This is a genomic window from Microbulbifer hainanensis (assembly GCF_014904735.1).
GTDB lineage: Bacteria > Pseudomonadota > Gammaproteobacteria > Pseudomonadales > Cellvibrionaceae > Microbulbifer > Microbulbifer hainanensis.
Genome location: NZ_JACZCR010000031.1, coordinates 171,578 through 185,277 on the forward strand (window position 1 = coordinate 171,578; position 13,700 = coordinate 185,277).

The following is a 13,700-nucleotide window of genomic DNA, read 5'->3' on the forward strand; positions in this document are numbered from 1 at the left end:
TGCGCTGCATTTCATTTCTGGATTTTTGATGGGTCGCCACAATGAAAATAATGACACTCCTGATCTCCCTCGCCACGCTTTCCCTGGCACTGCTGGGCGCCGGCGCCCAGGCGCAGATTCCGCCGGAGAGCAGCCAGCTGGTGATTACCGTTACCGATAGCTGGGATGCCGACAGTGGCCACATGTATACGTTTCGCCGGGATCAGGGCCGCTGGAAAGCGGCGAGTATCGCGACGCCGGTCAATGTCGGTCGCAACGGCCTTGCCTGGGGGCTGGGGCTACATCCCGCGCAGTCGGGCAAGCAGAAACGCGAGGGCGATGGCCGAGCACCGGCGGGGATCTTTGCGCTCGATGGCGCTTTTGGTTATCTGCCGTCGGTCAAGACCGGGCTCGACTACCAGCAGATGAATGCCGGCCACTACTGCATCGATGTCACCGGTTCGCCGCTGTACAACCAGACCGTGGACGCCGGCGAAGTGGGGCAGGCGGCGGTGGCCGGATCCAGTGAGGGGATGCGCCGGGATATCCACTACGGTGACCAGTTGTATCGAAAGGGCATCTTTGTCGCCCACAACCCACACAACCGCGACGGTGCTGGCAGCTGCATTTTCATGCACCTGTGGAAGGACGAGGGCGTGCCCACGGCGGGCTGTACGTCAATGGCGGAGCCAGTCATGGATCGCCTGCTCGGCTGGCTTGATGCCGCCGAGCACCCCGTATATGTGGCGCTGCCGCGGGCGGAGTACGAAAGGCTGCGCAAGTCATGGTCCCTGCCCGATATCGAGGGTGAGTGATCGGACTTTACGGTGCAGTAGTGCGATTGGTTGGCAAATTGCTCGAATTGTTGTTGCGGTGAGATTGGCATCTATGGAATATTTTATTCTTCTCTGTCACAAGATTTAGTGTCACAGGATTCCCAGCCATAACAATAATCGGGGTCACCATGAATCGACTTTGCCGACGCCTGGCAATTGCCGCACTGGGTGGGCTGCTATGCAGTGCCGCTGCTATCGCCTCTGAACCGGATTACGCCGCCTACCGTCAGGGCGGTCTCGACCAGCCGGGGATCCGCCAGGCGGATATCCTGCCGCTGATTAAACAGCTGCAATCCTCGTCGTTGCTCGATGTGGCGGAGATTGCCCGCTCCTACGAGGGGCGCCCCATTTACCGGATGCAGATCGGACACGGCGAGATCAAGGTGCTGATGTGGTCGCAGATGCACGGTGATGAGCCGACGGCGACCGCGGCGCTGTTCGACCTGGTGAATTTCATGCTGGCGCCGGAGCAGGCGCAGTGGCGCGCAGGCTGGGAGGACAAGCTCACCCTGGTCATGGTGCCGATGTTGAATCCCGACGGCGCCGAGCGCGGCATCCGCCACAATGCCCAGAGCTTCGACGTCAACCGCGATGCCAAGGCGCTGCAGTCCCCGGAAGGGCGGGCGCTGATGCAGCTGGCGCGCAGTTTGCGGCCGGACTTCGGGTTTAACCTGCACGACCAGAACCGCCACTACGGGGTCGGCGATTCCGGCAAGATGGCGACTATTTCCGTGCTGGCTCCGGCCTTTAACGCCGAGCGGGACATCAATGCGAGCCGCAAGCGCGCCATGCAGCTGATCGGCGCACTGAAGCGCGCGGTGGCGCCCGCTATCGGCGAAAATATCGGCCGCTATAACGATACCTACGCCTGGCGGGCGTTTGGTGACACCTTCTCTGAAATGGACGTCAGCACCGTGCTGATCGAGTCCGGCGCCCATCCGCGCGATCCCAACCGCCAGGTGGCCCGGCATATGAATTTCAATATGCTGATTGCCGCCATCGACAGTATCGCCAGCGGCAGTTACCGCGAGGTGTCGCTGGCGGAGTACCAATCCATTCCATTCAATCGCGACGAGGCGATTGTCGATCTCAAGATACGCAATATCGCCACCGGTGAAGGGGATGCCGCCTACACAACGGATCTGGCGATGAATGCGGGGGATGCGTACATAGAGGTGATTGACGTGGGTGACCTGTCCAACCTCACTGGCGCGCGCGACTTTGACGCCGGCGGCTGGCGCTATCGCGCACCGCGTCCATACCCGCTGAGCGGGGATTCCCCTCTGGTGCTGGACGACGAGAAGTACCGGATGCTGCTGCGCGAGGGCTATGGCTATTTTGTCGGAGATGCAGAGGCGTTGCAGGTCGAGACCGAGTTTCCGGTGGTGCTGAATCCGCGGCGTCCGCAGGGCGACACTCCCTCGCGTCGCCACGACGCCACCTTCCTCTTGGATGATGATCGCGGTGTGCGTGCCGCGGTGCTGAACGGGCAGGTCCTCGACCTGCGGGAAGCTGTCGGGAAAATCGATGTCGCTGCGGAGTGAATGCGCTCTGCGTTCAGTTTCTGCGGGCCACATCGCCCGCAATCTGTGGCGCCTGTCCCGGCTGGACCGGGACATATTTCTCCGCCGGGAAATTCGCGGCTGTGCCGGACCGTGCCACGGAAGAAGCGGCTTGCCAGCGCCACCGCACTGCGTCAGAATAAAATATTCCTAAGTATAAATTTGTAGATAATGGAATATTACCCGTGATGATTCACCGCTTTTTCCGCAAGCGCTGCACCGGCAGCATACCCGCGCTGGCCGCGGCACTACTGGCCCTGGCGGGCTGCTCCGGCTCAGAGGCAAATCCTGCCGACAATCTGTCGCTGCGGGAAAAGATCGCACAGAAACTGATGCTGGACGTGCGCTACTACTGTCCGGAAGGTGCGCCGGCCGGAGTGAACGCGGTAGCGGAAGAATGCCGTACGCCGGTTACGGAATTGCCACCGGCACTGGAGAAGGTCATCGCGCAGAGCGGTATCGGCGGTATTGTCCTGTTTGCCGACAACCTGCAGGACAGCGCACAGATAGTGCGCCTGAACAGTGAGCTGCAGGCTGCCGCCGCACAATCCCGCAGCCGCCTGCCTCTACTGATCGGCGTCGATCAGGAGGGTGGACGGGTCAATCGCCTGCCGCGCGAGGAAGCGGTGGCATTTGCCGGCAATATGGCGATAGGCGCGACCTATCCCCGCCACGGAGACCAGTTTGCTTCGGCGACGGCGGCGGCCATGGCGGAGCAGATGCGCACGCTGGGATTCAACGTGAATTTTGCCCCGACGCTGGACGTTAACAGCAACCCGGAAAACCCGGTGATCAACGTGCGTTCCTATTCGGAAGATCCGCAGGTGGTCGCCGACCTGGGTGCCGCCAGCGTCAAGGCGTTTCAGGCCCAGCAGATTGCCGCGACGATCAAACACTTTCCCGGTCACGGTGATACCGCCGTAGACAGTCACACCGGCCTGCCGCGTGTGGAGCGCTCTGCCGACAGTGCGCGGGCAGTGGACCTGCTGCCGTTTGGCGAGGTCATTCAACAGGCATCCCCCGCGCTGGCGATGACGGCGCACATTCAATACCCGGCACTCGACGACACCGAGCTCACCGCGGAGAACGGTGAAAAAATCCTGGTGCCGGCAACCCTGTCGCGCAAAATCCTTACCGACCTGCTGCGCGGAGAGCTGGGCTTTCGCGGAGTGATCGTCACCGACGCGCTGGATATGGCCGGTATCAGCCATTATTTCTCGATCGAAGATGCCGTGGTGAAGACGTTTGTCGCCGGTGCTGATATCGCGCTGATGCCGGTGAAAATCCGCTATCCGCAGGACCTGCAAAAACTGGATCAGCTTATTGATGCCGTAGCCGCGGCCGTCCAGCGCGGTGAACTTTCCGCCGCCGAAATCGACACTTCGGTGGATCGCGTCCTGGCGTTGAAACAACAGTACGTCGATGCCGAATGGATTGCCGAGGACCTGCAGGATAAACAGGTTGCGGCGCACCGTGTGCTCGCCAGTCGCGAACATCGGGCTTTGGCCCTGCAACTCGCCAACGCCGCGCTGAGCCCCATTTTCCAGCCGCAGCCGGGCACGTTGCCGGTGCTGACGCCAGCGGTGAAAAAGATTCAGGTCGTCGCACCTAGTGTCGCAGTGGGGGAGGCGTTCAGCCTGTCCCTCGGCGATGTTTCCGACGCGCAGATCGAAGTGCTCGATCCCTACACCGCAGTGACGGAGCTGCAGGCATCGCCGGCGGACGTTTTGCTGGTGGCGAGTATTGTCCCCGGTGAGAGCGCCGTCGAACTGGGCGGGATGGACGATCTGGCCCAGTTGCGCCGCGCGCCGATGCGTGTGCCGCAGCTGTACGACGTTTACCGCCACTGCTTGCAGGCGGCTAAATCGCGCGGCCAGAAAACGGTGTTTGTCAGTATGCGTTCGCCCTACGAGGCAGCGCAATTCAGCCATCTGGCAGACCTGTTCCTGGCCAGCTTCGATTACAAGGCTTATATCGGGCGCGACGACAAACTCCACGGACCCATCTACCGTGCGCTGGCAAATGCCCTGCGGCAAAAACAGGTTCCGCCGGGCATCCTGCCGGTTACCGTGCAGCGGGAGCCACTCCGGGCGGTGACGACCGCCGGGCAATGACAGCCGCGACCGGGCAAGCGTGTGGCGGCCGGTCTACCGTTATTGAAGTGCGTCGTGACGCCAGCTTAGCGGCGATGCGGGACTGACACAGACAGAGTTCACAGTATGATCAGACAGTGCTCGCGCGTTATTCGCGAAGAAATTCGCGCGGAGCGCCTCAAGGGCCCGACGTCGGGACTGGCTGCGGGTTTTGTGCAAACCGGCATCGCCGTACTGCCCGCCGAGCACGCGGATCAATTTGCTGATTTCTGCGCAAAAAACCCTCGTGCCTGCACACTGTTACTGCGCTCGAAACCCGGCGTGTTCGCTTTTCCGTCACTGGGTGAGGGAGTGGATGTCCGCTGCGACCTGCCGCGCTACCAGATACATCGCCGCGGCCAGCCGGCGGAGGAAGTGCTGAATGTCCGCGATTACTGGCGCAGTGATCTGGTGACGTTTTTCCTGGGGTGCTCGTTTTCTTTTGAAGAGGCGCTGCTGAGTGCCGGGCACGAAGTGCGCAATATCACCCTCGGGCGCAACGTGCCCATGTATCATACCAATCGACAGGCTACGTCCGTGGGGCCGTTTGCGGCAAACCTGGTTGTGAGCATGCGCCCCTTTGCCGCGGCGCAGCTCGACTCAGTGGAACAGATTTCCGGTCGCTTTCCACTGGTTCACGGCGCGCCGGTATTTAGTGGCGATCCCGCGGAGCTCGGAATTGCCAACCTCGATTCGCCGGATTTTGGCGAACCGGTACCACTGGCAGAAGGGGAGACCCCGGTTTTCTGGGCCAGCGATGTTACCGCATGCGAGGCGCTGCGGAATGCCGAACTGGATTTTTGTATAACCCACTGTCCGGGTCATATGCTTATCTGCGACCGGCAGAGTCGCGAGCTGGAAAATATCACTGACCCAGGGCAACTGAACTGGGACTAGAACGTAAAAGGTAAGAAGTTGCAGATCACCGACGCCGGTGATGAATCGATCACCATCTATCTGGCCGAGACGCCGGGCGAGGAAGCACTCGCGCGGGTGACGCAAATGGCTGCGCTGATCAGGGCGCAAATGGCAGATGTCATTACAGACCTGGTTCCCTCCTACTGCAGTGTCACCGTCTATTACGATCTCCTTCGCTGCGACTACGCAACGGTAAAGGAACGCTTGCAGGCGCTCATGCAGGAATCATCCGACTCTAACGGCGAAAAATCGTCGGCCGAATCCGCAGAGGGTCGGCTGGTAGAGTTGCCGGTGTATTACGGGGCGGAAGTGGCGCCGGATCTGGAGAGAGTAGCCGCCGATGCGGGGCTCGATATCGACGGGGCTATCGCGATGCACAGCGGTGCCGAGTACCGCGTATACGCCCTCGGCTTTCGCCCGGGCTTTGCATTTATGGGCATGACGCCGGAACCGCTGCGCGCGCCGCGGCTGGAAAACCCGCGGCCGCGGGTTGCGGCGGGTTCCGTGGCCATTGCCGGCGCACAGGCAGCGGTCTATCCCGACGCGTGCCCCGGCGGCTGGAATATTCTCGGGCGCTGCCCGGTCAAACTTTTTGATCGCGCCAGCAATCCGCCGCAAGTGCTGCTGCAGGTGGGCGACCGGGTGCGGTTTGCGCCGGTGACGCGGGCGAAGTTTCTCGAGCTCGGCGGGGTACTGGATGACTGAATTTGCCACGGTGGAAAGGGCGGGGCCGCAGACGCTGATCCAGGATCGCGGCCGGCGCGGCCAGCAGCATCTGGGCGTCAGTGTCAGCGGCAGTGCCGACGCGCGCGCCGCGGGCTGGGCCAATTACCTGCTGCAGAACCCGGCGTCGGCGGCGCTGCTGGAAATCTGCCTCGGCCCCTTTGCATTGCGTTTTTCCCGCAGCACGGTTTTTGCCGTTACCGGTGCCGATTGCGGCTGGCAACTGAACGGCCAGCCGCTGGCAAACTGGAGCACGCACACGGCGCCCGAGGGCAGCGTGCTGGAGGGGTCTATTGCCCGCAGTGGCTTGCGCAGTTATCTGGCCTTGGCTGGTGGCATTCTGACACCGCCGGTGTGGGGCAGCCGCGCCACCAGTGTCGGTGAGCGCCTCGGCGGCATCGACGGGCGCCCGCTGGCGGAGGGGGACCGGATTCCCTACGACGCGGTTGCACCGCGCCGATCAACACAGACGCCACCGGATTATGTACGCGAATATCCGCATCAGATCCGCCTGCGGGTGGTGCCGTCAAATCAGTTTACGCAATTTGCCGGGGGCGAGCGCCAGCGTTTTTTCGCCGGTGTTTACAGGGTTTCGCCCCAGTCCGATCGCATGGGGGTGCGGCTGGCCGGTGAGGCCCTGAGAGAGGTCCCCGCCAACCTGGTATCCGAAGCGGTGTCGCCGGGAGTGATCCAGGTGCCCAGCAACGGCCAGCCGATAGTCCTGATGTGCGACTGCCAGACGATCGGCGGCTACCCGAAACTCGGCCACGTTTACCGGGTCGATCTCGACTGGCTGGCCCAGGTCCGCCCCGGAGATCGGGTGCAGTTTGTGCCGGGCAACCTGGCCGAAGCGCAGGCTGAGCTACTGCAGCAAAAGCGATTTTTTGGGGTTGAGTGATGTCGGGTCTTAAGGGTTTGTTAGGGCATTTTATTGTGCGCAGTGGATCGGAGCGTCGGCGCTGCCGGTCAATACGGGCCGCGGAGGTGCGACGATGAGCCGCCCGCTGCAGGCGAGGATCGATCTCTCCGCCATTGCCGAAAATTATCGCTATGCCCAATCCCTCGGCAGCGGCAAAACCGTGGCCGTCATCAAGGCCAATGCGTACGGCCACGGTCTGGTCACTGTCGGCGAAGCACTGGCCGGCGCCGATGCCCTCGCGGTAGCCACCATTGAGGAAGCCCTGGCACTGCGGCGCGCGGGTATTGCGACGCGCCTGCTGGTGCTCGAGGGCGTGTTCGACCCGGCGGCGCAGGCGGAAGCCGCGGCGCAGCAGCTCGATCTGGTCGTACACAGCGACTATCAGCTGGACCTGTTGCGTCAGCTAAGCGGTGTTCACCGCCTCGTCGTCTGGATGAAAATCGACACGGGCATGGGGCGGCTCGGGTTTCGCTGCGAGGAGGCGCGGTGTGTTCGGGATGCATTGCAGAAATTACCCGTGGTGGCGGACGTGATCCTGATGACGCACATGGCCTGCGCCGACGAACCGGAGCACGGACACAATGCCGTGCAGCTGCAGCGCTTTGACAGTGCCGCAGTGGCGTCCGGGATTGGGCAACACAGTATCGCCAATTCCGCCGCCCTGATGGGGCTGCCGCAGGCCCGGCGCGAATGGAATCGTGCGGGCATCATGCTCTACGGCGTCAACCCGCTGCAGGGGGGCGATTACCAGCAACCGCTGTCCTGTACTTTGTCGCTGGAGTCCCGTGTGATCGCTGCACGGGAGGTAGCCGCCGGGGAGTCCATCGGTTACGGTGGCGACTTTATTTATCCGCATTCGGGGCGCTACGGTGTCGTGGCCTGCGGATATGGCGATGGCTACCCGCGCCACGCGCCGTCCGGTACACCGGTGCTGGTCAATGGCCGCCGCACTCGATTGGTGGGGCGGATATCCATGGATATGCTGGCGGTGGATCTCAGCCACCTGCCCGATGCGGATGTGGGTAGCTCAGTAACCCTGTGGGGGGAAGGACTGCCGGTGGGCGAGGTGGCCGAGCACGCCGGTACCATCGCCTACGAACTGTTGACTGGGCTTACCGAGCGGGTGCCGCGGATCTATCGCGACGGTCCCCTCGGTGAAGCTGTCGACGATTGCCTGGGAGCGACGGCCCGATGAAATTGAATTGTGATCTCGGCGAGGGTTTTGGTAACTGGCAGCTGGTCGATGAGCGCACGGTAATGCCACACATCGATATGGCCAATATCGCCTGTGGTTTTCACGCGGGCGACCCCGTTGGAATTCGCCATTCGGTGCGGCTCGCGCGTGAGTGCGGCGTGCAGATCGGTGCGCACCCGGCGTATCCTGACCTGGTCGGGTTTGGCCGGCGCTCCATGGACTGCGCGCCGGAAGAAATTACCGCGATGGTGCTGTACCAGATCGGCGCGTTGCGGGCACTGTGCGCGGCGGAAAACACCCATGTGGAATACGTGAAACCCCACGGTGCGCTCTATAACGACATGATGCGCAACGACGCGGTGCTTCGCGCAATTCTTGAGGCGGTAGCGGGCGCCGGCGGCCAGCTGCCGCTGATGCTGATGGCCACGCCGCGCGACGACGACTACCGCAAACTGGCCGCTGAATATTCCGTCCCCCTGCTGTTCGAAGCTTTTGCAGACAGGCGCTATACGCCGGAAGGGCGGTTGCAGCCGCGCAGTGAAGCCGGTGCGGTGCTGCACGATGCCGGCGAAATTTTGCAGCAGGTGAGGGATCTCCAGCGCGGGCAGGTGACGGCCAGTGATGGCAGTGTGATTGCGCTGGCAGCGGACTCCGTCTGCGTGCATGGCGACAATCCGCAGGGCGTGGCCACCATTGTGGAAATCCGTCGCGCGCTCGGAAAAGACTGAGTGCCGGCGGTGGGCCCGGCTTAGTTGCAGTCGGGCAGGGACGCTGGTGCGGGGCTGGTAAAACGCACCTGATCGCCACAGATGTGGTAACCGTAGGACCTCTGCACATCAGCGCCGCTATCGGTATCTGCGGTATGCAGCAGGCGGTAGGATTTTCCCTCCCGGCGCAACACTCTTACCTGTGTGGCTGGCGAGTAGTCGCCGGAGGCCGCAGTGGACAGTTCCAGTTTCAGGTTTTCGTCCAGGTCGATAAACCGGACTTCCCCCGGGGCCATGTCCACTTCAAAAACCAGCGTATCTCCGCCGTCCACCTGTGCCATTCCGCGGAACGCGTAGTTCGCCGCTGCCGCCTGCAGGGCTGCAGACATCAGCAGTACGCCGAGCGACAGTGTGATCCTGGCAACCATGAGCATCCCCTTTCTATCGATTGATACAACCGCTTGATTGATGCGCATCGCTATACCGCGGCGAATGCGAGTCCATAGTGAGCGTTGCCGCCGATGCCGTCAAACGCCCGTCCCGGCGGCTCTGGACAGAACAGATCCACTGTTACCGCCTCCGTCACTTCACTGCTGCAGCTTGCTGTCCAGCTCGGCCAGCACGCTGGTGTTGATATCGGGATAGCCGCTCAGCTTGCGCGGAAAGTATTTCTCCAGCAGGGCGAGCAAAATCGCCCGGGACTGGTTGTCGACCTCGCCATCCACTTTCCACGGGCGGAAGTGATACTGGAAGGCGCGGATATAGAGGCCCAGTTCCTTGTCGTCGACTGTTTCCGGATCGATGCCGTAACCGTAATCCGACAGCCACTGCGCGAAGCGGTGGCGGACGCTGTCGCGATCGCTGCTGGTATTGCCCTGCAAGTACTCCATATTGCGCTGCACCACCGCGTCGTCATACCAGGCGCCGATGCCGGCGCGGGCGAGCTTTTCCCACGGGAAGCGCGGACCCGGATCGATCTTGCGCTGAGGCACCACATCGCCGTGTCCAATCACGTGGGTGGGAGTGATCTCCGGGTAGCGCGCCAGAATATCCTTCGATAGGGCGATCAGCAGTTCAATCTGCCTGGGGTCGTAGTCCGGGAAAACACAGGTTTCTTCACTGGCCAGTTCCGGTGCCGATTCCACCGGCGGGAAGCAGTGGCTCTTGTTGACGATCTCGATGCCGATCGACTGGTCGTTGATTTCTGTGCGGTGTCCCCAGCGGCTGGGGCCGGCATGCCAGGCGCGGCGGTTTTCATCCACGAGCTGGTAGACGCGCAGGTCGTCGTGGGGATAGCTGGGGTCGTTGCTCTCCGGGACCAGGTAGTGCGCGCTGACCGGTCGCGAGCTCGGCTGGGTCAGTACTTCCAGTGAGGTGGCGAAATCGATGGCGGTAAAGTGCATGACCAGGTAGCGCACGCGCTCGCTGGCGTTTTCCGACTTAACCGTTTCGATCTTGTACTCGTCCGTGGAAAAGTTGTAACCGCTGCTCGCGCATCCGCCGATGGCCAGGGCGCAACCCGCGGTGATCAGTCGTCCGGTCCAGCCGCTTATTATTCTTGAAACAGACACGGTGCCTCCTTATTGGTCTGGCGTTCGCGGACATTCCGCGGGATAAGTTGAATGCGATGGCCGCAATTTGGCGGCATTTGTGAATAGCGGGGCACAGGCCTCGACCGGAATGCCGACCGGTATCTGTGGCTTCGAGCGATCTTCACCGATGACTGCTCTGGCTGGAGAGCCTTTTCAAACTGGCCAATGCCCGTGCACTTTTTGAGCAGCTTCAAGTGTTTTAATCGCAGATTTTCGCGCCAATCGCCGTTCACATTATTCTTAATTGTGTATTTAACATAAATAATTCTTGACCGTCCATCACAAGAGAAATATTTTATTCCGAAAGACAGCGATGTCTTTCTGTTGTGCACATCGAATAACAACACGTGCGAGGGATACGATGATCAAACTCCGTCGGGCCATTCAAACGGCCAACCGTTCAATTATTTATTTGGGGTCTCTGAGCGCGCTGGCGCTCTCTTCCACGGGAGCGCTCGCTCAGGGAGGCAGCGAAAATCTGGAAGAAGTGGTTGTCACCGGTATCCGTGCCAGCCTGGAACAGAATATCGACATGAAGCGCAATGCCGACTCGGTGGTGGACGCCATCACCGCCGAGGATATCGGCAAGTTCCCGGATAAAAACGTAGCCGAAGCGCTGCAGCGGGTACCCGGAGTTTCTATTTCGCGCGATTTCGGCGAGGGGGAGGATGTGTCGATTCGCGGTACCGACTCCTCGCTCAATATGACCCTGCTGAATGGCCAGACGGTGGCCACTTCCCAGTGGAAAGTGCTGAGTGCGCTGTCCCGCGGCTTCAACTACGCCATGTTGCCGTCGGACCTGATTGCCAGCGCCGAGATATACAAGACGCCGGAAGCGGATATCGATGAGGGCTCCGTGGGCGGCACCATTATCCTGCGCACTCGCAAGCCGCTGGATATGGATTCCGGTACCGCTTCGCTCAGCCTGGAAAGCCAGTACAGCGAACTGCCGGAAGAGTGGGATCCATCCGGTTCCGCCATGGCTTCCTGGAAGAACGAGGCCGGCACCTTCGGCGTGCTGGGCGCGGTGGTATTCCAGGACCGCACCGTCGAGCGTCACGGGGCTGAAGTACTAGGCAATTACAGCGTTTACACCACTGCCGACACCGGCGAGCAGGCGTATGTGCCCTGGGGGCTGGGTTCCGCCCTGTTCCAGCAGCAGCGCGAGCGCCGCGGCGTCGACCTGAATATGCAGTACCAGCCGAACGCACAGTTCGATGCAACGCTGCACTACATGGCCTCCGAGCTGGGTGCTTCCAACAGCAACCAGAACTTCCTGCCGCTGCCGGGCAACGGTATTCGCGATGGCGGCCTGAACAGCCAGGTCAACAGTAACGGCACCCTGACCTCCGCGGATATCGACGGTTCCCAGGTTGGTGCGCACGTGGCCTACGACGCGATCTACCGGGATGGCTCCAGTATGGACACCGATGTGCTGGATCTGGAAATGAATTACGACCTGGGCCTGGCCCGTGTGCACACGCAAATCGGTCGCACCACTTCCGAGGGTAATGCCAACGACTGGTTCTACGAGTTTTTCAACCAGCCTAATGACGATCGCGTGAATTGGACCTACACCAACAACGGTGGTCCCGCCGGTAGCTTCGCCGACAGCAGCTGGATTACCAATCCCACCGACGAAATGGTTCTCAACGGCTACTTCGAGTCGCAGATCGATATGACCGACGCCGAGGACTATGCGCAGGTGGACGTCGAGTTCGATGTGGATGCCGGTCCGATCAACCTGATCAAGGTCGGCTATAAGCACCGCGATCGCGACACTGGCCAGGATCGCGTCCGCACCTATGCCTCCAACCTCGGTGCCGACGGCAATCCGGCTTACTTCGGTACCGCTGGTGACTTCTGGAGTGGTGCTGTGGTGAGCGGCCTGCACGGTGAGACCGGCTTTGCGCCGCAGGCCTACTTTGATCCGGATCGCAGTAAGCTGAACAGCTACTTTAATAGCCTGCCCGATTGCGCCGATGGCGTGACCGCCGTGTGTTCAAACCGAAATGTGAAGTGGTATCCGTCCATTTTCGATATCAACGAAAAGGTGGACGCGCTCTATGTGAAGGCCGATTTTGCCGATGAGAATACCGGTATTCGCGGTAATGTCGGGGTGCGCTATGTGACCACTGATACCACCTCCGGTGCCTGGAGCTTCTCCAACGACCAGGGGGATTATGTCTACGATGAAGTGAAGGCGGATTACTCCGATGTACTGCCGAGCCTGAACCTGGCGTGGGATCTCAACGACGAGGTGGTGTTGCGCTTCGCCGCCGCGAAGGTGATTGCCCGCCCGAGCCCGAGCCAGCTGACGTCCTCCGTATCGCTGACGCCTGAGACCAGCTCCGGTTCCGGTGGTAACCCGGATCTGGATCCGTACCGCGCCTCCCAGTTTGACCTGGGTGCCGAGTGGTATTTCGCCGAGGGTGCGATGGCGGCGGCCACGTTGTTCACGAAGCAGATCGACGATTACATTTTCACCGAGATTCGCGCAGAGCAGGTTGTGAGCCCGGACGGCACCATCGAAATTCAGTCGATGTCCCGCCCGCAAAACGGCCCCAGTGTGGACCTGAGCGGTCTGGAAACCCAGTTGCAGTACAGCTTCGCCAACGGCTTCGGCGTGGTGGGTAACTATACCTACACCGATGTCAGCGACGCGAAGACCGCCAGTGGTCCGGTTACATTGCCGGGCAATAGCGAGCACATGGCGAACCTGAGCGGATTCTTCGAGAACGAAATGTTCAGTGCCCGCCTGGCTTACAACTATCGTTCTGAGTTCTTCCGTGCGAAGACGGCCGTAGGGCAGTTGAAAAGGGATGAGCAGGTGTCGCTGGATGCGCAGATCAGCTATTACGTGACCGATCAGCTGACCGTGCGCGCCGAGGCGCTCAACCTGACCAATGAAACGGTCAACGATATTTTTGAGGTGGACAACGGTCCCGTGCTGCAGGCCAGCGAGTGGGAAAACGGTCGCCGATTCTTTGTCGGTGCGAACTACAAGTTCTAGGGTGGTCTCCTTGGTGTAGAAGTATGGGCTGCAATCACCGGCGGCCCGCGGTGAACTCTCTCACTGATGCTTTGGCCGGCACTCCTGTGCCGGCTTTTTTGTGCCTTACGTTTTTATTCCTTGT

At 61.2% G+C, this 13,700-nt stretch carries 11 protein-coding genes; 9 read left to right on the plus strand and 2 right to left on the minus strand.

What is annotated here, in order from left to right; translation table 11 throughout:
- Positions 1-50 precede the first annotated feature (50 nt).
- The 8 genes from IG168_RS12795 (at position 51) to IG168_RS12830 (ending at position 8,992) form a co-directional block, all read left to right on the plus strand.
- Complete coding sequence (locus IG168_RS12795; protein WP_226876941.1) at positions 51-794, plus strand: L,D-transpeptidase family protein; 744 nt, start codon at positions 51-53, stop codon at positions 792-794.
- Between the two features lie 149 nt (positions 795-943).
- A complete protein-coding gene (locus tag IG168_RS12800) occupies positions 944-2,359 on the plus strand; it encodes a M14 family metallopeptidase (protein ID WP_193164794.1) in 1,416 nt (471 codons plus the stop codon).
- Positions 2,360-2,565: 206 nt separating this feature from the next.
- Positions 2,566-4,491: a glycoside hydrolase family 3 N-terminal domain-containing protein gene (locus IG168_RS12805; protein WP_193164795.1), complete on the plus strand. Its 1,926-nt coding sequence runs from the start codon at positions 2,566-2,568 to the stop codon at positions 4,489-4,491.
- Between the two features lie 105 nt (positions 4,492-4,596).
- A complete protein-coding gene (locus IG168_RS12810) occupies positions 4,597-5,406 on the plus strand; it encodes a putative hydro-lyase (protein WP_193164796.1) in 810 nt (269 codons plus the stop codon).
- Between the two features lie 18 nt (positions 5,407-5,424).
- Positions 5,425-6,132, plus strand: a complete 708-nt coding sequence (gene pxpB / locus IG168_RS12815; protein ID WP_193164797.1) for a 5-oxoprolinase subunit PxpB — start codon at positions 5,425-5,427, stop codon at positions 6,130-6,132.
- Positions 6,125-7,048: a 5-oxoprolinase subunit C family protein gene (locus IG168_RS12820; RefSeq protein WP_193164798.1), complete on the plus strand. Its 924-nt coding sequence runs from the start codon at positions 6,125-6,127 to the stop codon at positions 7,046-7,048. The genes pxpB and IG168_RS12820 overlap by 8 nt, the downstream gene beginning before the upstream one ends.
- A 94-nt stretch (positions 7,049-7,142) precedes the next feature.
- Positions 7,143-8,264, plus strand: a complete 1,122-nt coding sequence (gene alr, locus IG168_RS12825) for an alanine racemase (RefSeq protein ID WP_193164799.1) — start codon at positions 7,143-7,145, stop codon at positions 8,262-8,264.
- A complete protein-coding gene (locus IG168_RS12830; RefSeq protein ID WP_193164800.1) occupies positions 8,261-8,992 on the plus strand; it encodes a 5-oxoprolinase subunit PxpA in 732 nt (243 codons plus the stop codon). Before alr ends, IG168_RS12830 begins: the two co-directional genes overlap by 4 nt.
- Positions 8,993-9,012: 20 nt before the next feature.
- On the opposite strand, the gene IG168_RS12835 is transcribed toward IG168_RS12830, so the two are convergent.
- Positions 9,013-9,399: a hypothetical protein gene (locus IG168_RS12835; RefSeq protein ID WP_193164801.1), complete on the minus strand. Its 387-nt coding sequence runs from the start codon at positions 9,397-9,399 to the stop codon at positions 9,013-9,015.
- Between the two features lie 159 nt (positions 9,400-9,558).
- The gene (locus tag IG168_RS12840) at positions 9,559-10,542 is read right to left on the minus strand and encodes an N-acetylmuramoyl-L-alanine amidase (RefSeq protein ID WP_319024701.1); all 984 of its coding nucleotides are present in this window, start codon (positions 10,540-10,542) and stop codon (positions 9,559-9,561) included.
- A gap of 382 nt (positions 10,543-10,924) precedes the next feature.
- Here IG168_RS12840 and IG168_RS12845 point away from each other — a divergent pair, with 382 nt between their 5' ends.
- The gene (locus tag IG168_RS12845) at positions 10,925-13,576 is read left to right on the plus strand and encodes a TonB-dependent receptor (RefSeq protein WP_193164802.1); all 2,652 of its coding nucleotides are present in this window, start codon (positions 10,925-10,927) and stop codon (positions 13,574-13,576) included.
- Positions 13,577-13,700: the final 124 nt, after the last annotated feature.